Genomic DNA, 25,696 nt, shown 5'->3' with positions numbered 1-25,696 from the left:
GTGATGCACCCCTCAGGGACGCTGGAACCCCGTCATTCTGCCGGCATGAAAAACGCGACAAAGCGCGTTGCCCTTGTTGCTTTCCAAGGAGAAACATCGGTCCCCGATCGACAGATTGCGAACATCTGCCGCCGATCTCATCCAAACCGGGGGAGAGGGGCCTCAGAATCGAGGCCAAGCAGCATGCGGATTCCATTCAGATAGGCATCCACTTCATGGGAACTGTCCTTCCAGATGTTTCCCTTCGCCAGGCAGACGCGACGCCGCGACGGGATCAGGCGCTCTGGCCAGGGCAGATCTGCAGGCGCCGTGGCGTACCAGCCCCCGAAGCGATGATCCCGCATCTGAGAATCGATGAAGCGCAGATGGGCCTCCAGCCTGTCGGCGAAGAATGCTCGCGTGGGATGATTCTGAACGGCAAGCAGAATCAGCGACCGCAGCCCCTCCAGCTGAACCCACCACGAGCGCGTCGACACCTGGAGTGAATGGCCTTCCAGGCTGTAAGGAGGGGATGCCGCCCCCCCGGTCATGAATCCGCCACCCCTGTGCCAACCGCATTCGGTGGCGTGGCTCACCATCCGCCTGACGGTCTCGAACGTTGCATCGCGCGGCCAGCCGCAAAGGCTTCCTGCCGAGGCCAGGCGGAAGGCTGTCTGCAGCACGTAGCCAAAGCGCTCCGGGCCAGGGACCGGCTTCCAATCGGCATGCGCGACGTAGTGAAGAGCGCCATCGGGTGTCAACATCCTGGTGATGCAGCCACGCAGTTCTTCAAGGCGCTGTCCGGTCAATGATGACGGAGCCGCAGCGTGGAGTTCGGCGAACGTTTTAAGGAGATCCGAGGTGACATTGATGTCTTTATGACCAATGCCGTGGCCGAGGGGATCACTATCCACTTGGCCATCAGGAGCATCCTCCGGCTTGAGGATGGGGCGTCCATCCCGGCATGCCCATCCGTGGTAGCCACCATGCACAGAATCATGGAGAGATCGCTCCAACCAAGCGACTCCTTCCCAGGCCAACTTCAGGGCCTGCGGGTCACCCGAGGCGCGGTGGATCGCAAGACAGGCCCTGATCGCATACGCAGTGCCGTGGGCATGCTTGGTACCACGGGCAAGGGGACGACCTTCAGCATCGACCAACTGATACCACCCCCCGTACTGGGCATCCCAGAGGGTGTCGCGAAGAGCACGGAAACCATGCAGAGCCAGTTCCAGCCAGCGATGCTCTGAGGAAAATTCCACAGCCAGACGGGCGGCACTCATGGTCTGACGGGCCTGGAACTCCAGCAGGCGGTCCTGTCGTCCCTCAGGCCGCCAGCGACGATCGAGGTCCGGGAGAAAACCGCCTCGCTCCCGATCGACGGAATGCATGAACCAGGTCGCCAGCACGTCCTGCTGAAGTGCTGCCATGAGCTGGCTGGCCAACCGGCGGCGCGTGGCTGCATCCATGCCGCAGAAGGCCTGGCTGCCAGCCAATGGCCAGGGCACGCCAGAGACCAGGCCTGGTCCGGCATGGGCCATGGACACAAGATGAAGATGAGGTCTTTGGCCAGAGATCGTAGTAAAGATGTGGCTGGTGGAACCGTTCGCCTCAGTCATGCCTCAAGGCACGCCCCAGCTGGGACGGTCAGATCCACGCACGCGCACCATGCGCCTGCTGGTGGCCCCTGACGCCGAACTTCCGGGGCTGCTGGGAGGACTCGATTCTGAGTCTTGCTGGCCCGAGATCCTGAACCTCTGCGAACGCTGGCGGGTCCTGCCAACCCTCGCGGCGCGGCTGGCGAGCTTCCGGCATCTCCTGCCTGCCATCCAAGCCGCACGCCTCCGGCATGCGGTTCTTGAGCAGATGGTGAACAGCTCGCGCCAGCTGCGCGCGGCCACGGCTGTGCATCAGGCGCTCCAGGACGCCGGCATCACCGTGGCCGCCTTCAAAGGGGTGGCCGTTCTTGCCCTGCTGCATGCTGGTGGGGCTGGGCGGAGCATCGGCGACATCGATCTCCTGGTCACCCCTGAGGAGGCGACCAGGGCGATCGAACTGCTCCAGGCGCGTGGATTCCGGCCCAAGATCGGCCCAATCCCCCCCGCCGAGTACGTCGCCTTTATCCGAAATTCTCCAGGCTCAGCCGGCAATGAAGCGATCAGCCTCGTCGATCTAACGGGCATCGACATCGACCTCCATTGGAAGCTGGGGGGATTCGATGCGCAACACCTGCTGGCGAGGTCCCGACAGATGCCAGTGGCGGGGGGAACACTGCGGGTGGTGGGGCCCTTGGATGGCCTGTGCCTCACAGCCCACCATGCCCTGCGCAACGACCTCGTGCCGGACGCCATCGCCCGCGATCTGATCGATACCCAGGGATGGCTCCGTCTGCTGGGCAACGCGGCTGTCGACGTGGACGGCCCGGCGGGCATCCCGGCCGCGATCGAGACCCTGCGCTGCATTCTCGTTCAGCTAGGTGCAACGGAGGCGGCAGAGACTGGTCCAGCCGCCAGCACTGCAGCCCGGCGGCTCGCAGAGCTCTACACCCACCAGCTTGCCCATGGGCCGATCAACACAGATCTCGCTTATCTGTTCAGTGGCCTGGCAGCACAGAAGATCGTGCGGGGGCTTTGGCGGAGCCGCCATCGCTACAGAGTCTTGATGCAGGCCTTCGAACGCGTCAACGGTGAGCCCAGCACCACCTTGCTCCAGCGCATGCTTCGCCTGTGGGCTTCGCTCCTCCAATCTCCGCCTGCCCGGTTGTGGCAGGTTCGGACCCTGTCCCGTCTCAAGGAAGACCTCGCATGACTGCCCTCTCCGGGGTCCTCGACCCTGTCTGCGGATACCGTCTGGCCGAACCGGACGTGATTCATCAGTTGTTCGGTGAGGAGATCGTCGCCATCGACCTTCGCAGCGGCGGTTACTTCAGCCTCTCCCCCGTGGCGGGCCAGGTGTGGCTGCTGCTGGCTGGTGAGGGCGCCCGCGTCGACGCTGTCGTGCAGGCGCTGGCCAGGCGCTACAACCTCGCCGCAGATCGGCTGCTCGGCGATCTCCAGCCTTTTCTGAGCCAACTGCTGGATCTGGAGCTGATCGTGCCCTGCGCCGCGTCGCCTCCCTCCGCGGCGGACGCCGACATTCCGGAGACGAACACGCCCTACGCCCCCCCCAGCCTGTCGACCTACAACGACCTCGCCGAGCTCCTGCTGCTCGACCCGGTGCATGAGGTGGATGCAGCGGCCGGTTGGCCCCATCCCGCTCCGGGGCTCCCTGAACCGACCCATGCGGCACGGACAGCGGACACGGACGCGGATCTGCTGGAGGCCTGCCTCGATGGCACCAGCCTCGTCGTCAACCGCGATCTGGGTTGCTACGTCGTGCTCGACGGGGGGGGCACGGCGCTCTGGGAGCAGCTCAAGGCCGGCCCTGTGGAGGTGAGCGACCACGATCTGCGCGGCAGCCTCGAGGCCGCCGGGCTGGTCCAGCCGGCCACCACCAGCACAGCAGCGAGCCCGATGCCCTCGGGCAGCCCGATCGGGATCAGGGTGCATCATGAGCTCGAGGCGATCATGCGCCCCTGGATCCGGGCCCCAAGGCCCCAGCCGCGCGAGCAGACGGCCCAGGGCCGGCAGCTGATTGAGCGGCTCGACCGCTGCTTCGAGGAGACGGCTGCGGCGGAAGGCATCGAGCGGCGAGGGTTCCGGATCGGCGGAGCGCTGGTGCGGGTCCTGTCCATTCCCGGCCAGAACGCCCAGCCGGTTCAGGACGCCCTTTCCCACCTGGCGCTGGTGCTGCCCCCCGCCGTGTCGGTTGATCTCGAGATTCGTCTCTGGACGCTGGCCACCCCGCCATCGGCCCCGCTGCTGGCGGATCTGTTCCAGCGGTTACGTGAGAACTGGGAACAGGTCTGCGGCCCCCGCGGCGAGGTGCTCGAACTGCAGGGCACGAATGTTTCCGCCATCTACAACGCAGGGCCGGACGTTTTGAGCGTGGTCGACGTGAAGGCAGGCCGGGCCTGGTTCGTGAAACTCGATGCGCTGCCGATGCCTTACTGGGAACTCGGTTCACCCTTCCGATTTCTGCTCCACAGCTGGTCTGCGCGACGCGGCCTTCAGTTCGTCCATGCCGCAGCGGTGGGCGACGCCCGTGGAGCGGTCCTGCTGGTCGGTCCAGGCGGCGCCGGCAAATCCACCACCTCGATGCTCTGCGCCGCCGCCGGGATGCACTTCGCGGGCGACGACTACTGCCTCGTCGATGCGGCCGCAGGCTGGGTGTACAGCCTGTACTGCAGCGGCAAGCTGGTTGGGGAGGACGATCTGGAGCGTTTCCCGTCGCTGCGCGGCCGCGCCCGCAACCCCGATGGCTTCGAGGGGGGTGGGGACGGCAAGGCCGTGGTGATGCTCAACGAGGTCTGGCCCGACCGGATGGTGGAGCGGATGCCGATCCGCCTTCTGGCCATTCCCCGGATCACCGGCCGTCTGGAGACCCGCGTTGAGCCCGCCAGCGCGGTCGACGCCCTGCTGGCCCTGCTGCCGAGCACCGTGGGCCAGCTCCCCGAAGCCAACGGCAGCGACTGCGAGCGGCTGCTGAACCTGGTCAGCTCCTGTCCAGCGGTCACCCTGGCACTCGGCAGCGACCCCGATGGCATCCACCGCGCCGTGTCAGGCCTGCTCGGATGATCGAGATCAGCGTCATTGTTCCGGTTCGCAACGGTGCCCGGTTCATCGCCGCCTCGGTCGACTCCATCCTCGACCAGCAGGGCATGAACCCCGGCTCGCTGCAGGTCCTGGTCGTCGACAATGGTTCGAGCGATAACACCGTCGAGCTGGTGCGGGAGCGGTTCAGCAACCGGGTGGAACTTCTCGAGGAACCCACACCCGGTCCGGCGGCATCCCGCAATGCGGGCCTGGCCCGAGCCCAGGGCCAGCTGATCGCCTTCCTCGATGCGGATGACCTCTGGCAGCCGGACAAGCTGCAGAGGCAGAAGGCTGTGCTGGAGGCGGATTCCTCGCTGGCGATCGTGTTCTGCCACGGGGAGGAGTTCTCGGACCCACCGGGCGCCTATCCCTGTCGCCCCGATCCCTATCCGCTGCTCTCTCCCTGCGGCTTTCTGGGGCGGCGCCAGGTCTACGAGCAGTCGGGACCGCTGCCCTGTCTGCGCGCCGGCGAGTTCATCGCCTGGTTCGGCTGGGCCAAGGAGATCGGCTTCCGTTCCGGCCTGCATCCCGATGTGCTGGTGCGGCGGCGGATTCATAGCCACAACACCACCCGCGACAGGCGTGGACGCGCCGACTACGTCGAAGCGATGCACTGGCTGCTGCAGAAGCGACGGCGACGGGCGGAGAACGTCCGATGCCCCTGAGCCTTGCGACCGTGCTGTGCGCCCAGGGCCCCCTCGAGGCGGAGAATGCCTGGCGCGCCTGGCGGGCGGGGGTGGTGCTGGATGCCCTCCCGTGGAGTGAGATCCAGCTGCTGCCGCTCCTGCCACAGACGCAGCTGGAAGCGTGGTTGGGCGACGACCCGGCCGCTGGCCGCCTGCTTGGGCTGGTGCGCCGGGCCTGGAGTGAAGCCCAGCTGCAGCTCCATCAGTTGCGGGGCATCGTGGGAGAGCTCCAGGCCGCAGGAGTCGGGCCTGTGATGATCGCGGGGGAGGCCGCGCTCCACAGCCGCCTGTCAGAAGCCGGCAGGATCCGGCCGATCGGAGAGCTGCAACTGCTGCTGCCTCGCCAGCAGCTCGACGCCGCCGACCAGCGGCTGCGGCAATTGCACTGGCGGCCTGCAACGCCGGGACCGCCTGCGAAGGCACTGAACTGGGTGGATCAGTGGCACTGGAGCAGACCGGGCCAGTCCCTGCGCCTGCTGTGGCGCCCCACACGGGTTGTCCCCTGGCGGGCCAGGGAGTACGAGCAGGAGCTCTGGAGCCGGCCGGAACCGCTGCTGCCTTCCCCACACCTGATGCTCGCGCGTCTCGCCGAGGAAGCGCGCTGCCAGGGGCCCATCCCCTGGCAGGTGGATGCGGCGCTGCTTCCCCTGAGCGACGCGGAATGGGCCGCTGCAGCCCGGCTCGCCGCCCGCTATGCCCCTGTCGCCTTCGCCCGCCTCCAGGCCCAGCGCGGGCACGGTGCCGAACCTGGCGCGCTTCGACGCTCCCGGATCGAACACGCCCTGCACCGGCGGATGGTCCTGTGGCGCGCCCGCCTGCTCAACGTCCTTCGCCGGCCGCTCGCATGACACACAGCCTGTTGATCACGCCGATCCTCCCCAATCCCACCGGCTCGGGCTGCGCCATGCGCGCCAGCGTCGCCCTTGAAGCCCTGGCGCAGCGACAGCCGGTGATCGTGGTCCATGCCCGGCTCTGGGGGGACCGCCCAGGACTGTTTGACCCGGAGTGGGCTCGGTCCCGGTCAGCCGCCCTGTTCCAGGTCGGTTCCGCACGGCTGCGAGAGATCCGCCCGCTGTTGGCGGATTTCCTGGACGGCGTCCCCGGTGGTGGAACGCTCGACGTGGTCTACGCCTTCCGACAGGTGGTGGCCCCATCGGCGATCGCCTGCATGGATGCCGGACAGGCACGGCCTCAGGCGACGGTTCTGGACCTCGATGATGATGAATGCGAGCGCACGGAACCCTTCGCGCAGCTGCAGGAGCTGGCCGGCCGTCCGGAGCAGGCTCGGCGTCTGCGGCGCGAGCTGCACCAGATGACGCTGGCGCGGCTGGTGATCATGAGCCGTTTCCAGCACGTTCTGCTGGCCAATCCTGAGGATCAGCAACGCCTGCAGGAGCAGTACCCGGCCGTGGCGTTCAGCCAGCTTCCGAACGTGATCCGTGAGCCCGCACCGTCGCTGAAGCAGGAGGAGACGGATCCCGACCGGATGCTGTTCGTCGGCACCCTGGACTATGCCCCGAACGAAGACGCTGTCACACATTTTGTGGCCGACATTCTGCCGCTGATCCGGGCGGCCCGTCCCTGCATGCACCTGTGGATCGTGGGAGCGGGGGAGAGCGATGACGTGGCCGCCGTGGCGAACGATGCTGGGGTGCACCTGGTCGGCGCGGTGCCGGATCTCGGCCCCGAATACGCCAGGGCAGCACTGGCGGTCGTACCGCTGCGGGCGGGAAGTGGCACCCGCATCAAGATCCTCGAGGCCTTTGCGCATGGGGTGCCGGTGGTCGCCACCCCGCGCGGAGCGGCGGGGCTTGCCGTGAGCGACGGAGAGCAGTTGCTGCTTGCCGAGTCGCCGGCGGACTTTGCCGCTGCCTGCCTGCGGCTCAGACGGGATCCGACCCTGAGGGATCGCCTGGTCCGAGCGGCGGGCGCCTGGGTGCGGGAACACCATTCGACCGCGACGGCGGCGCGGATCCTCGAGGGACTGCTGGGCTCGCCAGGGAGCTGAACGGGGCGCCGCGGAGAGCCGAGGGCCACCCGCGCAGCATCGCGACGACGGGGTCGATGCCACCATTGCAACGCGGAAAGGCCCGAAGGCGCTCGGCCGGCAAGGCCAGGTTTGTCAGCTCCAGAGCGGGCGATCACCCCCACCAGCCCCTCACGCCCTGATCGCACACCCGCACGACGACAGCGCATCGCGGTGGCGTCGTGCCAGCCGGCGTTGTCAGCATCCATGAAGGGAACCCAATCCCGATGAGCTGCTGGAACCGCGATGAAGTAGCAGGGGATCTTACGCTTCGTCCATTCATCCGGACCAAACGGTCGCCCGAACGGATCATCGATCTTGTCATTGACTGAGCACATGAAATCAAACCAGTCATGACAGCTGTATCCATAGACATCGGCAGACTCCTGGCACCCATTCTCAAACACGACGAAGGTCTGCTGCCGGGCAAGCATTCGCACTGCTCCCATCAAGGCGTGCAGCTCACCACCCTCCAGATCCAGCTTCATGAAGCGAGGAACAGCATGAGCGCCACGCAGGCGATCCAGCTCTTCATCGATGGTGGTGCATGGCACCTCAACCAACCGAATCGACTCACGCGCGGCAGGAGGGATTCCCTTTCTCTGGCGGATACCGCTGAAGCCATCAGCAGCCGCAACCTGCGTGAACCGGACAGACCCAGAAAAGTTGGAAATGGCTTTCGGGATGATCTCGATATTCTGGATCCCCCCTCAGCGATGCGTTGGTTGACCGCATGAACCAGACCTGGGAGCGCTTCAAAGCCAATCACCAGACCCGAGCTTCCAACCACCCTGGACATCACAAAAGCATGCCGGCCGCGATTCACACCGCCATCGATACAGGCATCTCCAACCGAAAGAAAGAAGCATACAAGGCTTCAATAATGCACGCATAGAAGCAGCCGACGCCAAGGCGCTTGCTGAGCCCCAACCCGTAGAGAACGGAAGCATAAAGCAACATACCAGAGTCAGCTGCTTATGTTGAGTTGAGTTGAGTTGAGTTTAAGCCCCTCAGCAGCAATGGGGAACGACGAATCCATACACTGAATCTCGCGCAGTGATTGTGCCCTATCAGCCGCGAGGCTTCTGCCGCGAAGCGACAGCATCCAGACTGCAGCCATCAGCGGGTTCAGCTGCATCGCTTCGCCTGCTTTCTGGCTTCGGATCCATCTCTGTGCTGATCGATCTGGCTTTGGATCCGCCGCTCTTCAGGCCGGACTGCCTTCTGCCCAGTCTGTCTTGTGAGCGACCGGCCCTCACAGCCTTGCGTGATGAAAGTCGTCAACTTGCAAGCCAGCCGCTCCGGCAAGGCAGCCAGACGATCAGGCCGGGCCGCCGAGCCAAGCCAGCGCCGTGACCGGCAGCGCTGCGGCAGACAGCGCAATCCCGGATGACGCGGTCCGAGAAGACGCGTTCCCGTGCAGCGGGAGCCTGGCGCCGGTCTGCATCGGCCTGCGCTCACAGCCTGGCTGAGCGATCGTCTCAAGCGGCAGGGGCGGCCTCGATCGAACCCCTGGCGAAGGGTCTGGCACTACGAGGTCGGGATCAATGCTCCCGAGGCAGGCTCAACCGCGACAGGGGAGGCCACGCCAGCCGGCCCGGTGCTGACCGTTTTCCGGACTGACAGACCGAACCCATCAGCGGATCGGGCGAGCGCTCCCATCCCCCCTGTCCCAAACGTGGCGCAGGAGCCTCCGGCGGCATGCGTACGCACCATGCCCCCGGACGCTTAGCCACGGCGGGCACTCCAGCGAGACTGGCCGACCACGCAACGCGAATCAGACGCCACAAGCTGGCCCGTCTCCAGGCCAGCGATGCGACCGTGGCTCCGCCGGGCGCGACGGCGACCCGCACCAGCCGCTCTCAACCAACAGGCCGCCCAACCGGACAGAACGCCCATGACCGATACGCCACAGCGACCGTTCGCCGCGTCGGCGGAGGCTTTCAGGGGCGTCCGCACGTCGCTGCCTACGGTGGAGCCATTGGGGTGGCCTTCCGCCCCGTGCCGCTGGGCTTGACAACGCCTGCGGCTCCAGCCAACCCACCCGATGCCCTCGATTCCCCCCAGCTCCGATCGGCTGTTCAACAACGCCGACAGCTTCGCGATGGTGTTCGATGACGCCTGGCAGCGCCATTCGCGACAGGAGCCCGATCACGGCCTCAGCGCCGAGGAGAAGATCCCGCTGATCCTCGATCGGGTGGCCGATCATCCCTTTGCGATCGACAACCCGGAGCAGGCCCGCCAGGTGGCGGCCTTCCGGGTGCGGTTGCTGGGCCTGTAGACGGCAGGGAGGCACTGTCTCGTCCCTGCCCGCCCCGGCGGCGCAGCCACTTCCATCAAGCCTTTACAGCTGCGCACAGACACAGAAAAGCCGCCGACTGCGACTCCTAACCTCACCCCATGAGCAGCTCCCTCACCCGCCTGGTGCAACAGCTCTGCGCCGGCTTCAGCAACCAGAATCAGGCCTTCGAGAACCCGCCTCTCTACGCCCACATCCTGGTGCGCTTCCGGCCGCTGCCGCAGCTGGAGGCCGGTTCGCTGCTGCTGGAGCAGTCCTATGCGATCAACCCCGCCGCTCCCTACCGGATCCGCGTGCTGCGGCCCCAGCGCACCGCCGATGGCGGCCTGATCATCCACAACCAGGCCCTGCACGACGAGCAGCGCTTCTGGGGCGCCATCGACGACACGTCCAAACGCGAAGCGATCCGCCCTGATGACGTGCGCCTGCTCGAGGGCTGCACCTACGTGGTGCGCGAGAACGGCGACGGCTTCATCGGCGAGGTGGAACCCGGCTGCCGCTGCCTGGTGGAGCGCAAGGGATCCACGGCCTACCTGGTGAGCAGCTTCGAGCTCGATCCGCGCGGCATGCGCACGATCGATCGCGGCCACGACCCCGAGACGCACGAGCAGCTCTGGGGCTCCCTGGCCGGACCGTTCGAATTCGAGCGCACCGACGACTTCAGCCCCGAGATTCCCGATCCCTGGCTCGAAGAGCTGCGCTGAATGCCTTGAACCCCAACGCAACCGCGTGAGGGCAGTTGCCGCGACGGCCGCGAGCGTCAGCCCGGCAGCTCGGGTGCCCAGCGCTCCGGTGCCGCGCCGGATTCGCCTGCTCCGCCAGAACGGAAGCTTCACAGCGCTCCCAATGAAAGCTGTGGGCTGACAGAAGGATTGTGAACGGCTGCGTGAAGGCAACATCACAAGAATGTCATGAAGGAGTGATGCGACTCCGTGCCGGATCGTCCGGTCCCCGGGGCGAATCCCTACGGTTCCGAGCGCCTCCCGTCTCGCTCCCTTCAGCCCATGAGCCTGCCCCTGCTGGCCACTGCCCCCCGCACCCTCAACGCGCGCGTCTCCAGCTTCGCGATCGGAAGCGATGAAAGTCCCCGGCAGGTGATCCACACGGACGGCCGCAACAGCACCCAGGCCGATGCGCTGATCGATCAGGCCTACCGGCAGATCTATTTCCATGCCTTCAAGATCGATCGCGACCCGGTGCTGGAATCGCAGCTGCGCGATGGCCGCATCACCGTGCGGGAGTTCATCCGCTCGCTGCTGCTCTCGCGCAAGTTCCGCGATGACTTCTATCGCTGCAACAGCAACTATCGGATGGTCGATCAACTGGTCGGCCGCGTCCTCGGCCGGCCGGTGCATGGCGACGCCGAGCGCATCGCCCTCTCAATCCTGATCGCCCAGCAGGGCCTGCCCGCCCTGGTGGATCGCCTGCTCGACTCCGAGGAGTATCTGCAGTCCTTCGGCCTCGACACCGTGCCGTATCAGCGCTCACGCGTGCTGCCCGGCCGTCCCCTCGGCGAACTCCCCTTCAACCAGCAGGCGCCCCGCTACGAGCGCAGCTGGCGCGAGGCGATGGCCCGCCGCGCCCCGACCGGCAACGGCAGCGGCTGGCAGCCCAGTGGCAGCGGCATGGCCCCCCGTCCGGCCTGGCTGGCGGATGCCCCCTCGCCCCTGGCCCGCCGCATCTGGCAGGGCACCGTCACCCTGGGTGGTTTCGTGCTCACCGCCTTCGTGCTCTACACGGCGGCCGTGATGCTCAGCACCGCGGGCTCCTGAGCCCACCGCCCGGGCATCCCGACCTCCGGGGTGCCCGGGAACCGCGGGCCTCAGTCCGACACTCCAGGCCGTGGCCCCTTCAAGGGTTCAAGGCGTGGCCTGCATCTGAGGCCAGGGACCTCCCCGCAGGCCAAACATGCGCCCCCCCTGCGGGAGCGGCCAGGCCATCCATCCGATCCGGTGCTCTCAGGCAGCAGCTCTCAGGCGATCTGCTCGTCGAGGAAGGGCTGGTCGTCCAGAAACGCCTGCTCCCCCTCCTCCGGAAAGGGATCGGGGTCGGACTCCACCGCGTCATCCAGCGACGCCGCCGCCGGACGGGACAGAGCCGGCGACACCGCCTTGAGTGGACGGGCCGCACTCGCACCGCCACCGGAGTTGCGTGCATCACCGCGGCGCAGCAGCTCCTCGACGCGGGCCAGCCGCTCGTCGGTCTGCTCCAGCCTGCTCTCCACCGCCTCCGGCATCTCGACAGCGCCCTGGGCCCGCTCCCGCAGCTCGGCCAGCTCCCGTTCGCCTTCGGCCAGCCGCTCCTCCAGTTCCAGCAGCCGATAGGTGAGCGTCTCGCTCACTTCGCTGATCTGCTGCAGCTGCTCCACCAGCCGCTGGGCCCAGGGCGGGACCACCGGGGAGGACGGGGAGACGGGCGTCATGCCGGCGCAAGGGAACGCGGTGGCCGGATGGTACCGATCCTGCCGTGGGGCGCCAGGGGCAAGCTTGCGAGCCGGATGCCCGCGAGCGGGAATGGTCGCCGCAGCACTCAAGAGCGGCAGAAACCGACCTGGCCCCGGAGGGGAGCATCGCCAGGGTTTGTAACGATTATGAAAGGCCTGCTCCCTGGCCAGGCGTGCCCCATAGGATCCGCCATGCAGCTTCAGGCTGAGAGATTGCAGCCGCCCGGCACGTTCTCTGAGGACGTTCTGACGCGTCGATTCTGAGGATCACAGGCTCACGAGACGTTCTCACCTTTTCTCAGTGCCGCTGCCCCTCCCTCCTGCCAACCCGCATCCTCCCCAGGCCCACGCCCATGACACTCGCCAACGCTGCCTATCTGGGCATTGAGCGTTTCGCCAGCGATCGCGACAAGGAAAACTGGTCGAACGCCACCGAAAACGACAAAGCTGCCCTGATTCGCGCCGTCTACAAGCAGGTCCTGGGCAACCAGTACGTGATGGCCAGCGAGCGGCTCGAGGGGCCTGAGTCGCTGTTCCGCCGGGGCTACCTCACGGTGCGTGAGTTCGTGCGTCAGGTGGCCAAGAGCGGCCTCTACCGCGCCAAGTTCTTCGAGAACTGCAACGCCTATCGCTTCATCGAGCTCAACTTCAAGCATCTGCTCGGCCGCGCTCCCCAGAACAAGGCGGAGATGCTGCATCACTTCACCATCCTGCAGGAGCAGGGCTACGACGCCGAGATCGACTCCTACCTCGACAGCGCCGAGTACCAGGAGCGCTTCGGCGAGGAAGTGGTGCCCTACATCCACGGCTTCAACTACTACGTCGGCCAGCAGGGTCTTCAGTTCTCCTACGTGCTGCAGCTGGCCCGCGGTGTCGGCGCCTCGGTGCGTGGTGACGCCCTCAAGACCCAGTCGCGTCTCAACCCGGCCGTGCACGCCGAGAAACCGCTGCCGGTGGTGAGTCCCAACGCCAAGGGCAGCATCTTCCGCGGCGTCAACAGCGACGGCATCACCCGTCAGGGCGTCGGCGCCGGCGAGGAGGGTCGCACCTTCCGCGTTGAGATCACCGGCTTCAACAACTACCGCCTGCACAAGCGCAGCAACCGCGTGCTGTTCGTGCCCTTCAACAAGCTGCTGCAGGTGCAGCAGCAGGTGCAGCGCCAGGGCGGCCGCATCGCCAGCCTCACCCCGGTCAACTGATCCCCTCCCTCGTTCCTCTTCCCCCACGAGCCATGAAGGTTTCCGCAGGCACCCGAGGCACCAGCTTCGCCAGCGGCCGCCAGGTCACCATCGCCGTGACCGGCCTGGCCAACAACGACTACGCCCGCAGTTCCGACTGCGTCATGCAGGTGCCGTTCACCCGCATGAACGAAACGCTCCGCCTCGTGCATCGCATGGGCGGCAAGGTGACCGAGGTGGCCGTCAGCGGCGGCGATCTGCCCACCCCGGCCAAGGCACCCCGCAAGGCCAAGGGCAAGAAGGAAGACTGACCCCCCTGCTCCGCGCTTCAGGCCCCGGCGACGGGGCCTTTTTCATGGGCTGCGGCGGGGCAGACGGAGCAGCTCCGGCCACCGCTGCCGGCAGGACAGCCGCAGGGCCCCTCCCGTCGCCGGCGTTGAGACGGAGCGTCTGCTGCACGGCACAACCGGGCGACGCAGGCCGGGCGTTGCAGGCCCGTGCAGGCCCGTGCAGGCCCGTGCAGGCAGGATCGCGGCAGGGTCTCGGGCGGAGTCGAGTACCTCTGCAAGAACCAATGACGGCTGCTGTGGCCGAGCGACCAGGGCCTCGGGACGTCCGGCAGGGAACCGATCTCACCCGCTGGCCGGCGCCGGGAAGGCCTGATCAGCCCAGGCGCGGTGACCATTTGTAAAGGCCGTCCTCATCGCCACGGGATGGCCAACAACAATGGTCCAGTCAAACGAGACACAACCGGCGTTCGCCCTGCGCCACGCCCCCGTGACCTCCCGTTCGACGCCGAGGTTCCCGCCAGTCGCCCACCCGACCACTGGCTGTCTCGCCTCAACCCCTTCCCCACCCTCCCGACTTCCAGTCGAGAACAGGAGCTAATCAATGTTCGACGCCTTCACCAAGGTCGTTGCGCAGGCTGATGCCCGCGGCGAATTCCTCAGCGCTGGTCAGATCGACGCCCTTTCGGCGATCGTCGGTGACAGCCTCAAGCGGATGGACACCGTCAACCGCATCACCTCCAACGCTTCCACCATCGTCACCAACGCGGCCCGCGAGCTGTTCGCCCAGCAGCCCGCCCTGATCGCTCCCGGTGGCAACGCCTACACCCACCGCCGCATGGCTGCCTGCCTGCGCGACATGGAGATCGTTCTCCGCTACATCACCTATGCCGTCTTCACCGGCGACGCTTCCGTGCTGGAAGACCGCTGCCTGAACGGCCTGCGTGAGACCTACCTCGCCCTCGGCGTCCCCGGCGCCTCCGTGGCTGAAGGCATCCGCAAGATGAAGGACGCCGCCATCGCCATCGCCAACGATCGCAACGGCATCACCCCCGGCGACTGCTCCGCCCTGATGTCCGAAGTCGGCACCTACTTCGACCGCGCTGCTGCCGCTGTCGCCTGATCGGTAACCCGATTCACGGTTCACCTTCATCTTCAACACCTCACCATGAAGACTCCCCTCACCGAGGCCGTCGCCGCCGCTGATTCCCAGGGCCGTTTCCTCGGCAACACCGAGCTGAACGCCGCCTTCGGTCGCTTCGAGCGCGCCAAGAACGCCCTGGAAGCCGCCAAGGCCCTCACCGCCAAGGCTGACCAACTCGTGAACGGCGCCGCACAGGCCGTCTACAACAAGTTCCCCTACACCACCCAGATGCAGGGGAACAACTACGCCGCCGATCAGCGTGGCAAGGACAAGTGCGCCCGTGACATCGGTTACTACCTGCGCATGGTCACCTACTGCCTCGTCGCTGGTGGCACCGGCCCCATGGATGAGTACCTGATCGCCGGTCTCGATGAGATCAACCGCGCCTTCGAACTCTCCCCCTCCTGGTACGTCGAGGCCCTCAACTACATCAAGGCCAACCACGGCATCGCTGGCGACCCCGGCGTCATCGCCAACAACTACATCGACTACGCCATCAACGCTCTCGTCTGAGCATCGATCGCGTCTCCTTCCTCGGGGCCCCGCATGGGGCCCTTTTTTGTGCCTGGTACCCGATCGGCTTCAGCCAGCAGGTACCGCGCATCACCGATCGGCCACAGTCTGCAGCACCTGGAATGCAGCGCCGATTGAGCCTCCACACCTGCCAGCTCCACCCATACCTGCATCCGCGATGGCCGTGGACACGCACCGCGCCCGACGATCGGAGAGAAGATGCTGGGGGGACCCTCGTTCTGTATCGTTACGGACGCCTGCGAGAGTGACGCAAGCAGCCGAAGGCAAGAGTCCCCGCGAAAGATGAGAACAGGCTTTTGCGTGCTGTAACGATTGCGGCAGTCCATGATTCGGCGGCGAAAGCAGCCCATAGGATCCGATCCATGCTGCGGATCATCTCAGGGCTGCAGAGGAAGGCCCTTGCGCTGCAATGTGCATCATTGCGGCTTCAGCATCTGCCTGTCTGCAACTGGTGCCGATCCGCCTGCATTCCCCTCTCTTCCCGCCCGCCCCAATGACCTTGGTGAATGCGCCCTTCCTGGGCATCGAGCGCTTCGCGAATGAACGCAACAAGGAGAACTGGACGAACGCCACAGACAACGACAAGACCACGATCATCCGCGCTGTCTATCAGCAGGTGCTCGGATACCAGTACGTGATGAACAGCGAGCGTCTCGATGGCGTGGAGTCGCTGTTCCGCAATGGCTATCTGAGCGTGCGCGAATTCGTGCGGCAGGTGGCCAAGAGCGGCCTCTATCGCTCTCGCTTCTTCGAGAACTGCAACCCCTATCACTTCATCGAGCTCAACTTCAAGCATCTGCTCGGCCGCGCACCTCAGAACAAGGCCGAGATGCTGCATCACTTCACGATTCTGCAGGATCAGGGCTACGACGCAGAGATCGATTCCTACATCGACAGTGCCGAATATCAGGACCGCTTCGGTGAGGAGGTTGTTCCTTATCTGCATGGGTGGGGCTACTCCGCCGGTCAGCAGGGCCGCCAGTTTTCCTGGCTGATGCAACTCGCCCGCGGCGCCGCCGCCTCCGTGAAGGGAGACAGCGCCGGCACCAACTTCCGCCTCGGTGCCGCCCTGCACCAGGATCGCGCCGTGCCGGTGACCAGCCCCAGCCGCGGCTCCGCCGCCACCCAGCCCGCCGGCATCGCCAGCAGCAGCATCACCCAGATGATGCAGGGCGTCGGCCAGAAGGCCCGCGTCTACCGGGTGGAGGTCAGCGGCCTGAACAACTACCGCCTGCACAAGCGCAGCAACACCGTGCGCTTCGTGCCCTTCAACAAGATGCTTGAGACCCAGCAGGCGATCCACCGCCAGGGCGGCCGCGTCGTCAGCGTCACCCCCGTGAACTGAACACGGGCCGCCTGAACACGCCCCCTTGCGACGGCAATGGCGGCCTCACCTGAAGCCGCCTCACACCAGAGACTCCCGGACCCGGCCGCCCATCAGGCGTGGCCGGGTCTTTTGCTGCGACACACCGGCAGTCCGCTCTCGGCCAGCGGGCCGTCGCGATCGAAGCGCGGAACACAACGGCCGGGCCCGGCACTCACGGCGGCGGGGCACGGGAAGAGCGCATGAGCACTCTCACTGGCTGCATCCAGAGCAAGCCCCCCCACAGCAACAGCGGAGGCGAGCGCACCGGACCCGCAACACTTCACCTTTTCTTCGCAATTGCGCCAATGCTGGCGCCGTGGACGGCGCATTGTTCAGCCGGACACAACAACAAGGCCGCCAGCACAAAGGCCTGGGGGCATGCAGCGACCGGGCCAATGACCCTTTGTAAAGTTGTCGGGATGGCGACGGAGTTGCACCGAGAATGTCACGGTGCTCAGCCAAGTGCGCGGCACGAAACACGGCATCAATCCGCGCAGGAAGCCACTCGCTCGAGCAGCCTCCTGCCATCCAGGTTCAGACCAGAAACCCCAACCGGGACCGCCTTTCACAAGAAGGTGCATCCCTGGGGTGAAGGCCGCTGATCACCGTGTCTTCGATTTCGCGTCCCGATGCTTGGCACGAAGCGCCTCGGCGCTTCACCCCTCTTTCCCACCCTCCCGACCTCCAGTCGAGAACAGGAGCTAATCAATGTTCGACGCCTTCACCAAGGTCGTTGCGCAGGCTGATGCCCGCGGCGAATTCCTCAGCGCTGGTCAGATCGACGCCCTTTCGGCGATCGTCGGTGACAGCCTCAAGCGGATGGACACCGTCAACCGCATCACCTCCAACGCTTCCACCATCGTCACCAACGCGGCCCGCGAGCTGTTCGCCCAGCAGCCCGCCCTGATCGCTCCCGGTGGCAACGCCTACACCCACCGCCGCATGGCTGCCTGCCTGCGCGACATGGAGATCGTTCTCCGCTACATCACCTATGCCGTCTTCACCGGCGACGCTTCCGTGCTGGAAGACCGCTGCCTGAACGGCCTGCGTGAGACCTACCTCGCCCTCGGCGTCCCCGGCGCCTCCGTGGCTGAAGGCATCCGCAAGATGAAGGACGCCGCCATCGCCATCGCCAACGATCGCAACGGCATCACCCCCGGCGACTGCTCCGCCCTGATGTCCGAAGTCGGCACCTACTTCGACCGCGCTGCTGCCGCTGTCGCCTGATCGGTAACCCGATTCACGGTTCACCTTCATCTTCAACACCTCACCATGAAGACTCCCCTCACCGAGGCCGTCGCCGCCGCTGATTCCCAGGGCCGTTTCCTCGGCAACACCGAGCTGAACGCCGCCTTCGGTCGCTTCGAGCGCGCCAAGAACGCCCTGGAAGCCGCCAAGGCCCTCACCGCCAAGGCTGACCAACTCGTGAACGGCGCCGCACAGGCCGTCTACAACAAGTTCCCCTACACCACCCAGATGCAGGGGAACAACTACGCCGCCGATCAGCGTGGCAAGGACAAGTGCGCCCGTGACATCGGTTACTACCTGCGCATGGTCACCTACTGCCTCGTCGCTGGTGGCACCGGCCCCATGGATGAGTACCTGATCGCCGGTCTCGATGAGATCAACCGCGCCTTCGAACTCTCCCCCTCCTGGTACGTCGAGGCCCTCAACTACATCAAGGCCAACCACGGCATCGCTGGCGACCCCGGCGTCATCGCCAACAACTACATCGACTACGCCATCAACGCTCTCGTCTGAGCATCGATCGCGTCTCCTTCCTCGGGGCCCCGCATGGGGCCCTTTTTTGTGCCTGGTACCCGATCGGCTTCAGCCAGCAGGTACCGCGCATCACCGATCGGCCACAGTCTGCAGCACCTGGAATGCAGCGCCGATTGAGCCTCCACACCTGCCAGCTCCACCCATACCTGCATCCGCGATGGCCGTGGACACGCACCGCGCCCGACGATCGGAGAGAAGATGCTGGGGGGACCCTCGTTCTGTATCGTTACGGACGCCTGCGAGAGTGACGCAAGCAGCCGAAGGCAAGAGTCCCCGCGAAAGATGAGAACAGGCTTTTGCGTGCTGTAACGATTGCGGCAGTCCATGATTCGGCGGCGAAAGCAGCCCATAGGATCCGATCCATGCTGCGGATCATCTCAGGGCTGCAGAGGAAGGCCCTTGCGCTGCAATGTGCATCATTGCGGCTTCAGCATCTGCCTGTCTGCAACTGGTGCCGATCCGCCTGCATTCCCCTCTCTTCCCGCCCGCCCCAATGACCTTGGTGGTAAGCGTTCAGGGGTCGGGACACCCCAGTGCGTCAGTCAATCTCCGATCTCTCCTCTGAGAGGGGCCATCTGTTCCTTCCACGTGTGATCGCTGCCTCAGCGATCCGGCACCAGCGATGGCATCACGCCGCCGAGGCGATGGGCAATCCAGGCCTGCTCCAGGAATTGCCAGACATCGCGGCCCTGCTGCCGCAGGGTGGCGGTGACGGTGAGCAACCGGCTGCGGCAGATGGCGCCGCCGGAGGACTGGACGCCATGGCTGATCTTGCGGTGAATCACCGATTGCCGCAGTGCCCGCTCGGCAGCGTTGTTGGTGGGCTCGATCCCTGGCGTTTGCAGAAAAGTCCAGAGCGCCTGCTTGCGCTGCAGCAACTGGCGACAGGTTCGCACCGTCTGGGCCCAGGGCGTTTGCTCGCCCCGCTCACAGCCCAGATCCACCACCCGCTGCAGCGTGGCCTCGAACGCCAAGCGGAGGGGGTGGCATCGATGCAGGAGCTGGGGCCGGTCGATCGCTCCGCTCTTCCACTGGTGCCAGTGAGCGAACAGATGCTGCTGCAGAGCCAGCATCTGGGCTCCGATCTCCCTGCTGGCGCCCTGGCGTTCAGCGATGGCCGCCAGATCCCGGATCAGGTGGGCCCAGCACAGCTGCCGCTGCTCCACGGGCAGGTGGTTGTAGGCCGAGAAGCGATCACTCACCACGATCCCTGCAAAGGTATGGCCCAGAAGCTCCATTGCCGCTGCACTTGAGCGGCTCAGGCCCTGCAGGAACACCGTAACCAGTGGTGTGACCATGACCCACTGCCAGCCGCGCCTGCCAGCAGGATTACAACCGTCGGCGTTGCCGGTGGGGGCGCCGGTTTCATCCACGTAGGCCACCGGCTGCTGCCGGGCCACCTCCAGGGCTTCCTCCACCGCCTGCTGCAGGGCTGCGCTCAGACGTGCCCGGATGGTGGCGATAGCGCCGCGGCTGATTTCCACACCCAGCAGCTGATCCAGCAGCGCCTGGGTTCGGCCGAAACTCAGGGGAAAGGCGCTGCCCAGCAGTCCCACCAGGCCGCTCAGGCGTGGGCCGTAGCGGCTGGGCTCCACATCCGCCGGCAGCTCGGCGCAGGTGCTGGTGGAGCAGCAGGGGCAGACCAGACGGTGCAGACGGTGTTCGATCACCACCGGGCTGATCGGTGGAATCTCGATCACCTGATGGCGCAGCGGCTCCGCATCCTCCCCCTGTAGCAGGGTGCCGCAGCGGCGGCAGGCGTCCGGGTGGTGCTCGAGCACCTCATCCACACGCGCGATCGGCAGCAGCTCCGGCCCTGCTCCCGGGTGCCCCTGCTGACCACCCCGCTTGCGACCAGTGCCTTTGCAGCGGGTGGGCGGCTTAAAACCCGTGCCGTCACTGGAGGGCGGCTTGGAGGAGTTGCGGGAGTTGCGGCCGATCCGCTCGCGCAGGCTGGCCAGTTCCGTCGCCAGGTCGGTGAGCTGCGCTCGGAGCTGGTCGTTCTCCTGCTGTTGTCTCTGGAGCTGTGCAAGAACCTCAAGGAAGCCAGCCCTCACGCCCACCGGAGTGGAAGCCCAGTCCGCTTCTGAAATCCCGGCCGGAGGGGTGGTCATCGCAGGAAGTCTCTGCCTGAGATGCAACCGGGATTCAAGCCGACGTCAAGGGTTCAGTCGTATCGATGTTCGCGATGAGCTGTCCCGCCCCCCTGAATGGGTACCCTTGGTGAATGCGCCCTTCCTGGGCATCGAGCGCTTCGCGAATGAACGCAACAAGGAGAACTGGACGAACGCCACAGACAACGACAAGACCACGATCATCCGCGCTGTCTATCAGCAGGTGCTCGGATACCAGTACGTGATGAACAGCGAGCGTCTCGATGGCGTGGAGTCGCTGTTCCGCAATGGCTATCTGAGCGTGCGCGAATTCGTGCGGCAGGTGGCCAAGAGCGGCCTCTATCGCTCTCGCTTCTTCGAGAACTGCAACCCCTATCACTTCATCGAGCTCAACTTCAAGCATCTGCTCGGCCGCGCACCTCAGAACAAGGCCGAGATGCTGCATCACTTCACGATTCTGCAGGATCAGGGCTACGACGCAGAGATCGATTCCTACATCGACAGTGCCGAATATCAGGACCGCTTCGGTGAGGAGGTTGTTCCTTATCTGCATGGGTGGGGCTACTCCGCCGGTCAGCAGGGCCGCCAGTTTTCCTGGCTGATGCAACTCGCCCGCGGCGCCGCCGCCTCCGTGAAGGGAGACAGCGCCGGCACCAACTTCCGCCTCGGTGCCGCCCTGCACCAGGATCGCGCCGTGCCGGTGACCAGCCCCAGCCGCGGCTCCGCCGCCACCCAGCCCGCCGGCATCGCCAGCAGCAGCATCACCCAGATGATGCAGGGCGTCGGCCAGAAGGCCCGCGTCTACCGGGTGGAGGTCAGCGGCCTGAACAACTACCGCCTGCACAAGCGCAGCAACACCGTGCGCTTCGTGCCCTTCAACAAGATGCTTGAGACCCAGCAGGCGATCCACCGCCAGGGCGGCCGCGTCGTCAGCGTCACCCCCGTGAACTGAACACGGGCCGCCTGAACACGCCCCCTTGCGACGGCAATGGCGGCCTCACCTGAAGCCGCCTCACACCAGAGACTCCCGGACCCGGCCGCCCATCAGGCGTGGCCGGGTCTTTTGCTGCGACACACCGGCAGTCCGCTCTCGGCCAGCGGGCCGTCGCGATCGAAGCGCGGAACACAACGGCCGGGCCCGGCACTCACGGCGGCGGGGCACGGGAAGAGCGCATGAGCACTCTCACTGGCTGCATCCAGAGCAAGCCCCCCCACAGCAACAGCGGAGGCGAGCGCACCGGACCCGCAACACTTCACCTTTTCTTCGCAATTGCGCCAATGCTGGCGCCGTGGACGGCGCATTGTTCAGCCGGACACAACAACAAGGCCGCCAGCACAAAGGCCTGGGGGCATGCAGCGACCGGGCCAATGACCCTTTGTAAAGTTGTCGGGATGGCGACGGAGTTGCACCGAGAATGTCACGGTGCTCAGCCAAGTGCGCGGCACGAAACACGGCATCAATCCGCGCAGGAAGCCACTCGCTCGAGCAGCCTCCTGCCATCCAGGTTCAGACCAGAAACCCCAACCGGGACCGCCTTTCACAAGAAGGTGCATCCCTGGGGTGAAGGCCGCTGATCACCGTGTCTTCGATTTCGCGTCCCGATGCTTGGCACGAAGCGCCTCGGCGCTTCACCCCTCTTTCCCACCCTCCCGACCTCCAGTCGAGAACAGGAGCTAATCAATGTTCGACGCCTTCACCAAGGTCGTTGCGCAGGCTGATGCCCGCGGCGAATTCCTCAGCGCTGGTCAGATCGACGCCCTTTCGGCGATCGTCGGTGACAGCCTCAAGCGGATGGACACCGTCAACCGCATCACCTCCAACGCTTCCACCATCGTCACCAACGCGGCCCGCGAGCTGTTCGCCCAGCAGCCCGCCCTGATCGCTCCCGGTGGCAACGCCTACACCCACCGCCGCATGGCTGCCTGCCTGCGCGACATGGAGATCGTTCTCCGCTACATCACCTATGCCGTCTTCACCGGCGACGCTTCCGTGCTGGAAGACCGCTGCCTGAACGGCCTGCGTGAGACCTACCTCGCCCTCGGCGTCCCCGGCGCCTCCGTGGCTGAAGGCATCCGCAAGATGAAGGACGCCGCCATCGCCATCGCCAACGATCGCAACGGCATCACCCCCGGCGACTGCTCCGCCCTGATGTCCGAAGTCGGCACCTACTTCGACCGCGCTGCTGCCGCTGTCGCCTGATCGGTAACCCGATTCACGGTTCACCTTCATCTTCAACACCTCACCATGAAGACTCCCCTCACCGAGGCCGTCGCCGCCGCTGATTCCCAGGGCCGTTTCCTCGGCAACACCGAGCTGAACGCCGCCTTCGGTCGCTTCGAGCGCGCCAAGAACGCCCTGGAAGCCGCCAAGGCCCTCACCGCCAAGGCTGACCAACTCGTGAACGGCGCCGCACAGGCCGTCTACAACAAGTTCCCCTACACCACCCAGATGCAGGGGAACAACTACGCCGCCGATCAGCGTGGCAAGGACAAGTGCGCCCGTGACATCGGTTACTACCTGCGCATGGTCACCTACTGCCTCGTCGCTGGTGGCACCGGCCCCATGGATGAGTACCTGATCGCCGGTCTCGATGAGATCAACCGCGCCTTCGAACTCTCCCCCTCCTGGTACGTCGAGGCCCTCAACTACATCAAGGCCAACCACGGCATCGCTGGCGACCCCGGCGTCATCGCCAACAACTACATCGACTACGCCATCAACGCTCTCGTCTGAGCATCGATCGCGTCTCCTTCCTCGGGGCCCCGCATGGGGCCCTTTTTTGTGCACCCCCAGGGCGGGGGTGCGGCATGCAGTGCGCCAGGCGGTGGCTGGCACTGGGAGCGGGGACGAGGATCACGGCCTTGCTGTTTTGCAGCCCGTTGCAGAGGCCCCGGTGAGAGGGCGTTGAGTGGCAGCATCAGTCCCCTTGCCTGCCTGCCGCCGATGAGCGAGGGCCCGATCGATGAGAACGAGGCGCTGGCACGGCTGCGCTCAGGCGACCCCTCCGCCCAGTACTACGCCGCCTGGTGGCTGGGCCGCAATCGCAGCCGCCACCCCGAGGCCCTGCCGCTGCTGCTGACGGCCCTGAAGCAACGCCGCCCCCGCGATCCCGGCGCCGGCGTCGAGGAGAACGCCGTGGCCCGCAACGCCGCCCGCGCCCTCGGCAAGCTCGGCGATCCGGGGGCGGTCCCCGAGCTGCTGGCCGCTCTCGACGAACCGGATGACGGTCTGCGCGAAGCCGTCGCCCGGTCCCTGGGGGAACTGCGGGCCGAGGCCGCTGTGCCGGCCCTGGTGCAGAGGCTGGCCAGCGGACCGGCGGTGGCCGGTGCCCCGCGCCAGGACAGTCCCCGCCTCCAGGAACCCTGCGAAGCGCTGCTGGAAGCCCTCGGCGAGATCGGCAGCGGTGGCGAGGAGGTCGTGGCGGTGATTCTCCCGTTCACCCGCCACGATCGGCCGCTGATCCGCAGCGCCGCCTGCCGGGCCCTGCTGCAGCTCAGCGGTGAGGCCGGCTGGGCCGACGAGCTCCTGGCTCTGCTGCAGCACCCCCAGCTGCAGGTGCGCCGCGCCGCCCTGATGGATCTCGGCGCCAGCGGCTGGCGGCCGGCGCTGGAGTCGATCCGCGTCACCCTCGCCGAGAACAGCCTCAAGCTGATCGCCCTGCGCGGCCTCGTCGAACACGGCGCCCATCATGAAGCAGAGATCAGCACGGCGCGTGTCCTGGAGGTGATGGATGCGCTGCTATGACCGACACAACCCGGGGGGCTCCCAACCCGGACCGGCCGCGGCGGCGCGCTCGGATGGCCTGCCAGGCACCCTGCCACGCCGCTCGCGCCGCGGGCAGGGTGCCGTCGCGTGCCAACAGGGTGCCGCACCGCTCGGCGCCGCGGGGCGGCGGCCCATCGATCGCCCTGCTTTCGTGAGCGCCATCCAGCCATGACACCTTCCTTCCCCCTGCGCGAGCGCATCCAGGCGGTGGAGCAGGCCACCAGCGCCCTGGCCCTGCTGGAAGCCACCCGCGCTCTGGCCGATGATCTGGCCTCCCTGCCGGGCGCTGCGGACGTCAGCAGTGACGCTGCCGGCACCCCAACCAGCGCCGCGGCCGACCACCAGGGCGCCGCGATCGCCTGCCTGGTGGAAGTGCTCGGGTTCAACAACCCCGGGGCGGCCGTCGCCGCCGTCGATGGCCTGATCGCCCTGGGTGCACCGGCGGTGGAGCCGCTGCTGCAGCGCCTCGATCCCCGCAACTACGGCGCCCGCGCCTGGGCCGTGCGCGCCCTGGCCGGCATCGGCGACGTGCGCGGCCTGGAGCTGCTGGAGGAGGCCCTGGCCAGTGATGTGGGCCCCAGCGTGCGGCGGGCAGCCGCCTGCGGCCTCGGCAATCTGCGGCTGGACACCCTGGTGGAAGTGCAACGCAGCGCCGTGCGCTCCCGCGCCCTCGCGGCTCTGGTGGCCGGATGCCGCGATGGCGAGTGGGTGGTGCGCTATGCCGTGGCCGTCGGCCTGGAGGCCCTGGTGCAGCGGATGCAGCCCAGCGCCGAGGAGAGTCACCGGGCCGCGGAGGCCCTGGAGGCCCTCTGCTGCAGTGAGGCGGAGGACACCCCCGTGGTGCGCCTGCGGGCGAGCATGGCTCGCCAGCGCCTGCCGATCACGCCATGACCGCCGCCCCCACCCGCGTTCTGTTCATCTGCCTCGGCAACATCTGCCGCTCGCCGGCGGCGGAGGGGGTGTTCCTGCATCTGCTCGAACGCGAGGGGCTGCAGGAGGCCTTCGAGGTCGACTCGGCCGGCACCGGCGGCTGGCATGTGGGCAACCCGGCCGATCCGCGCATGCGCAGCGCCGCCTCCCGCCGCGGCATCCATCTGCCCAGCCGCGCCCGTCAGCTGGAACCCGCCGATCTGAGCCGCTTCGATCACATCCTCGCCATGGACGCGGACAACCTCAGCGCCATCCACGCCATGGCCCGGCGCCATCCGGCCAGCGCCCGCATCGCCCCGATCACCGAGCACTGCCGCCGGCTGCGCGCCAGCGAGGTGCCCGATCCCTACTACGGCGGCCCGGATGGCTTCGATCAGGTGCTGGATCTGCTCGAGGACGCCTGCGAGGGCCTTCTCGAGGATCTGCTGGAACAGCGCCGGCAGCTGGCCTGAGGCAAACACCCGCGCA

24 protein-coding genes and 1 pseudogene are annotated in these 25,696 nt (G+C 66.5%); 21 read left to right on the top strand and 4 right to left on the bottom strand.

Annotation, left to right across the window (positions count from 1 at the left end):
• Positions 1–137 precede the first annotated feature (137 nt).
• Positions 138–1,598 carry an AGE family epimerase/isomerase gene (locus H8F25_RS15385; RefSeq protein ID WP_197211155.1) on the bottom strand — a complete coding sequence of 487 codons (1,461 nt, stop codon included), beginning with the start codon at positions 1,596–1,598 and terminating at the stop codon, positions 138–140.
• 49 nt (positions 1,599–1,647) lie between these two features.
• Between H8F25_RS15385 and H8F25_RS15380 the strand changes: the two genes are divergently transcribed.
• From H8F25_RS15380 to H8F25_RS15360, 5 genes are read left to right on the top strand one after another with little or no spacing between them, the layout of a single operon-like run.
• Positions 1,648–2,787 carry a nucleotidyltransferase family protein gene (locus H8F25_RS15380; RefSeq protein ID WP_231596895.1) on the top strand — a complete coding sequence of 380 codons (1,140 nt, stop codon included), beginning with the start codon at positions 1,648–1,650 and terminating at the stop codon, positions 2,785–2,787.
• Entirely contained in the window at positions 2,784–4,655 is a 1,872-nt protein-coding gene (locus tag H8F25_RS15375; protein ID WP_197211153.1) for a PqqD family protein, read from the top strand. The genes H8F25_RS15380 and H8F25_RS15375 overlap by 4 nt, the downstream gene beginning before the upstream one ends.
• Positions 4,652–5,338: a glycosyltransferase family A protein gene (locus H8F25_RS15370; RefSeq protein WP_197211152.1), complete on the top strand. Its 687-nt coding sequence runs from the start codon at positions 4,652–4,654 to the stop codon at positions 5,336–5,338. Before H8F25_RS15375 ends, H8F25_RS15370 begins: the two co-directional genes overlap by 4 nt.
• Complete coding sequence (locus tag H8F25_RS15365) at positions 5,329–6,207, top strand: nucleotidyltransferase family protein (RefSeq protein WP_197211151.1); 879 nt, start codon at positions 5,329–5,331, stop codon at positions 6,205–6,207. Before H8F25_RS15370 ends, H8F25_RS15365 begins: the two co-directional genes overlap by 10 nt.
• Positions 6,204–7,367: a glycosyltransferase gene (locus H8F25_RS15360; RefSeq protein ID WP_197211150.1), complete on the top strand. Its 1,164-nt coding sequence runs from the start codon at positions 6,204–6,206 to the stop codon at positions 7,365–7,367. Before H8F25_RS15365 ends, H8F25_RS15360 begins: the two co-directional genes overlap by 4 nt.
• Positions 7,368–7,774: 407 nt before the next feature.
• On the opposite strand, the pseudogene H8F25_RS18230 reads toward H8F25_RS15360, so the two are convergent.
• Positions 7,775–8,059, bottom strand: a pseudogene (locus H8F25_RS18230) (FkbM family methyltransferase); the annotation flags it as partial.
• Between the two features lie 1,373 nt (positions 8,060–9,432).
• On the opposite strand from H8F25_RS18230, the gene H8F25_RS15350 reads away from it, so the two are divergent.
• The 3 genes from H8F25_RS15350 (at position 9,433) to H8F25_RS15340 (ending at position 11,456) form a co-directional block, all read left to right on the top strand.
• Positions 9,433–9,666 carry a hypothetical protein gene (locus H8F25_RS15350; protein ID WP_197211149.1) on the top strand — a complete coding sequence of 78 codons (234 nt, stop codon included), beginning with the start codon at positions 9,433–9,435 and terminating at the stop codon, positions 9,664–9,666.
• A 119-nt stretch (positions 9,667–9,785) separates the two neighbouring features.
• Complete coding sequence (locus H8F25_RS15345) at positions 9,786–10,388, top strand: chromophore lyase CpcT/CpeT (protein ID WP_197211148.1); 603 nt, start codon at positions 9,786–9,788, stop codon at positions 10,386–10,388.
• Positions 10,389–10,688: 300 nt separating this feature from the next.
• Positions 10,689–11,456 (top strand): phycobilisome rod-core linker polypeptide, encoded by a 768-nt coding sequence (locus tag H8F25_RS15340; protein ID WP_197211147.1) that lies wholly within the window; start codon positions 10,689–10,691, stop codon positions 11,454–11,456.
• Positions 11,457–11,656: 200 nt separating this feature from the next.
• Here the strand turns inward: H8F25_RS15340 and H8F25_RS15335 are convergent, their stop codons facing one another.
• Positions 11,657–12,106: a hypothetical protein gene (locus H8F25_RS15335; RefSeq protein WP_197211146.1), complete on the bottom strand. Its 450-nt coding sequence runs from the start codon at positions 12,104–12,106 to the stop codon at positions 11,657–11,659.
• Positions 12,107–12,480: 374 nt separating this feature from the next.
• On the opposite strand from H8F25_RS15335, the gene H8F25_RS15330 reads away from it, so the two are divergent.
• The 7 genes from H8F25_RS15330 to cpcA (H8F25_RS15300) all read left to right on the top strand — a co-directional run bounded on the left by H8F25_RS15330 (position 12,481) and on the right by cpcA (H8F25_RS15300) (position 18,397).
• Positions 12,481–13,326 carry a phycobilisome rod-core linker polypeptide gene (locus H8F25_RS15330; RefSeq protein WP_197211145.1) on the top strand — a complete coding sequence of 282 codons (846 nt, stop codon included), beginning with the start codon at positions 12,481–12,483 and terminating at the stop codon, positions 13,324–13,326.
• Positions 13,327–13,358: 32 nt separating this feature from the next.
• Entirely contained in the window at positions 13,359–13,616 is a 258-nt protein-coding gene (locus tag H8F25_RS15325; protein ID WP_197211144.1) for a phycobilisome linker polypeptide, read from the top strand.
• 580 nt (positions 13,617–14,196) lie between these two features.
• Positions 14,197–14,715: a phycocyanin subunit beta gene (locus H8F25_RS15320; protein ID WP_197211142.1), complete on the top strand. Its 519-nt coding sequence runs from the start codon at positions 14,197–14,199 to the stop codon at positions 14,713–14,715.
• A gap of 45 nt (positions 14,716–14,760) precedes the next feature.
• Positions 14,761–15,249: a phycocyanin subunit alpha gene (cpcA, locus tag H8F25_RS15315; protein ID WP_197211141.1), complete on the top strand. Its 489-nt coding sequence runs from the start codon at positions 14,761–14,763 to the stop codon at positions 15,247–15,249.
• A gap of 514 nt (positions 15,250–15,763) precedes the next feature.
• Positions 15,764–16,615, top strand: coding sequence for a phycobilisome rod-core linker polypeptide (locus H8F25_RS15310; RefSeq protein ID WP_197211143.1), 852 nt, complete (start codon positions 15,764–15,766; stop codon positions 16,613–16,615).
• A 729-nt stretch (positions 16,616–17,344) separates the two neighbouring features.
• Positions 17,345–17,863 (top strand): phycocyanin subunit beta, encoded by a 519-nt coding sequence (locus tag H8F25_RS15305; protein WP_197211142.1) that lies wholly within the window; start codon positions 17,345–17,347, stop codon positions 17,861–17,863.
• 45 nt (positions 17,864–17,908) lie between these two features.
• A complete protein-coding gene (cpcA, locus tag H8F25_RS15300) occupies positions 17,909–18,397 on the top strand; it encodes a phycocyanin subunit alpha (RefSeq protein WP_197211141.1) in 489 nt (162 codons plus the stop codon).
• A 623-nt stretch (positions 18,398–19,020) separates the two neighbouring features.
• Here cpcA (H8F25_RS15300) and H8F25_RS15295 read toward each other — a convergent pair.
• Complete coding sequence (locus tag H8F25_RS15295; RefSeq protein WP_197210264.1) at positions 19,021–20,532, bottom strand: IS66 family transposase; 1,512 nt, start codon at positions 20,530–20,532, stop codon at positions 19,021–19,023.
• A 106-nt stretch (positions 20,533–20,638) separates the two neighbouring features.
• On the opposite strand from H8F25_RS15295, the gene H8F25_RS15290 reads away from it, so the two are divergent.
• From H8F25_RS15290 to H8F25_RS15265, 6 genes are all read left to right on the top strand, one after another.
• Entirely contained in the window at positions 20,639–21,484 is an 846-nt protein-coding gene (locus tag H8F25_RS15290; protein ID WP_370525762.1) for a phycobilisome rod-core linker polypeptide, read from the top strand.
• Positions 21,485–22,213: 729 nt separating this feature from the next.
• On the top strand, positions 22,214–22,732 hold the full coding sequence (locus H8F25_RS15285) for a phycocyanin subunit beta (protein WP_197211142.1): 519 nt from the start codon (positions 22,214–22,216) through the stop codon (positions 22,730–22,732).
• Between the two features lie 45 nt (positions 22,733–22,777).
• Entirely contained in the window at positions 22,778–23,266 is a 489-nt protein-coding gene (cpcA, locus tag H8F25_RS15280) for a phycocyanin subunit alpha (RefSeq protein WP_197211141.1), read from the top strand.
• 210 nt (positions 23,267–23,476) lie between these two features.
• Positions 23,477–24,277, top strand: coding sequence for a HEAT repeat domain-containing protein (locus H8F25_RS15275; RefSeq protein WP_197211140.1), 801 nt, complete (start codon positions 23,477–23,479; stop codon positions 24,275–24,277).
• A gap of 189 nt (positions 24,278–24,466) precedes the next feature.
• Positions 24,467–25,189 (top strand): HEAT repeat domain-containing protein, encoded by a 723-nt coding sequence (locus H8F25_RS15270; protein ID WP_197211139.1) that lies wholly within the window; start codon positions 24,467–24,469, stop codon positions 25,187–25,189.
• Entirely contained in the window at positions 25,186–25,680 is a 495-nt protein-coding gene (locus tag H8F25_RS15265) for a low molecular weight protein-tyrosine-phosphatase (protein ID WP_197211138.1), read from the top strand. The genes H8F25_RS15270 and H8F25_RS15265 overlap by 4 nt, the downstream gene beginning before the upstream one ends.
• Positions 25,681–25,696 lie beyond the last annotated feature (16 nt).

The sequence above is a fragment of the Synechococcus sp. CBW1004 genome, assembly GCF_015840715.1.
Taxonomy (GTDB): domain Bacteria; phylum Cyanobacteriota; class Cyanobacteriia; order PCC-6307; family Cyanobiaceae; genus Cyanobium.
Note: the sequence above shows the minus strand (reverse complement) of the source record. Positions and strands in the feature narration are given on the sequence as shown.

What these genes read in the sequence shown, in the direction of transcription:
- H8F25_RS15385 (WP_197211155.1), bottom strand. Translation starts at nt 1,598, where the DNA reads ATGACTGAGGCGAACGGTTCCACCAGCCACATCTTTACTACGATCTCT.
- H8F25_RS15380 (WP_231596895.1), top strand. Translation starts at nt 1,648, where the DNA reads ATGCGCCTGCTGGTGGCCCCTGACGCCGAACTTCCGGGGCTGCTGGGA.
- H8F25_RS15375 (WP_197211153.1), top strand. Translation starts at nt 2,784, where the DNA reads ATGACTGCCCTCTCCGGGGTCCTCGACCCTGTCTGCGGATACCGTCTG.
- H8F25_RS15370 (WP_197211152.1), top strand. Translation starts at nt 4,652, where the DNA reads ATGATCGAGATCAGCGTCATTGTTCCGGTTCGCAACGGTGCCCGGTTC.
- H8F25_RS15365 (WP_197211151.1), top strand. Translation starts at nt 5,329, where the DNA reads ATGCCCCTGAGCCTTGCGACCGTGCTGTGCGCCCAGGGCCCCCTCGAG.
- H8F25_RS15360 (WP_197211150.1), top strand. Translation starts at nt 6,204, where the DNA reads ATGACACACAGCCTGTTGATCACGCCGATCCTCCCCAATCCCACCGGC.
- H8F25_RS15350 (WP_197211149.1), top strand. Translation starts at nt 9,433, where the DNA reads ATGCCCTCGATTCCCCCCAGCTCCGATCGGCTGTTCAACAACGCCGAC.
- H8F25_RS15345 (WP_197211148.1), top strand. Translation starts at nt 9,786, where the DNA reads ATGAGCAGCTCCCTCACCCGCCTGGTGCAACAGCTCTGCGCCGGCTTC.
- H8F25_RS15340 (WP_197211147.1), top strand. Translation starts at nt 10,689, where the DNA reads ATGAGCCTGCCCCTGCTGGCCACTGCCCCCCGCACCCTCAACGCGCGC.
- H8F25_RS15335 (WP_197211146.1), bottom strand. Translation starts at nt 12,106, where the DNA reads ATGACGCCCGTCTCCCCGTCCTCCCCGGTGGTCCCGCCCTGGGCCCAG.
- H8F25_RS15330 (WP_197211145.1), top strand. Translation starts at nt 12,481, where the DNA reads ATGACACTCGCCAACGCTGCCTATCTGGGCATTGAGCGTTTCGCCAGC.
- H8F25_RS15325 (WP_197211144.1), top strand. Translation starts at nt 13,359, where the DNA reads ATGAAGGTTTCCGCAGGCACCCGAGGCACCAGCTTCGCCAGCGGCCGC.
- H8F25_RS15320 (WP_197211142.1), top strand. Translation starts at nt 14,197, where the DNA reads ATGTTCGACGCCTTCACCAAGGTCGTTGCGCAGGCTGATGCCCGCGGC.
- cpcA (WP_197211141.1), top strand. Translation starts at nt 14,761, where the DNA reads ATGAAGACTCCCCTCACCGAGGCCGTCGCCGCCGCTGATTCCCAGGGC.
- H8F25_RS15310 (WP_197211143.1), top strand. Translation starts at nt 15,764, where the DNA reads ATGACCTTGGTGAATGCGCCCTTCCTGGGCATCGAGCGCTTCGCGAAT.
- H8F25_RS15305 (WP_197211142.1), top strand. Translation starts at nt 17,345, where the DNA reads ATGTTCGACGCCTTCACCAAGGTCGTTGCGCAGGCTGATGCCCGCGGC.
- cpcA (WP_197211141.1), top strand. Translation starts at nt 17,909, where the DNA reads ATGAAGACTCCCCTCACCGAGGCCGTCGCCGCCGCTGATTCCCAGGGC.
- H8F25_RS15295 (WP_197210264.1), bottom strand. Translation starts at nt 20,532, where the DNA reads ATGACCACCCCTCCGGCCGGGATTTCAGAAGCGGACTGGGCTTCCACT.
- H8F25_RS15285 (WP_197211142.1), top strand. Translation starts at nt 22,214, where the DNA reads ATGTTCGACGCCTTCACCAAGGTCGTTGCGCAGGCTGATGCCCGCGGC.
- cpcA (WP_197211141.1), top strand. Translation starts at nt 22,778, where the DNA reads ATGAAGACTCCCCTCACCGAGGCCGTCGCCGCCGCTGATTCCCAGGGC.
- H8F25_RS15275 (WP_197211140.1), top strand. Translation starts at nt 23,477, where the DNA reads ATGAGCGAGGGCCCGATCGATGAGAACGAGGCGCTGGCACGGCTGCGC.
- H8F25_RS15270 (WP_197211139.1), top strand. Translation starts at nt 24,467, where the DNA reads ATGACACCTTCCTTCCCCCTGCGCGAGCGCATCCAGGCGGTGGAGCAG.
- H8F25_RS15265 (WP_197211138.1), top strand. Translation starts at nt 25,186, where the DNA reads ATGACCGCCGCCCCCACCCGCGTTCTGTTCATCTGCCTCGGCAACATC.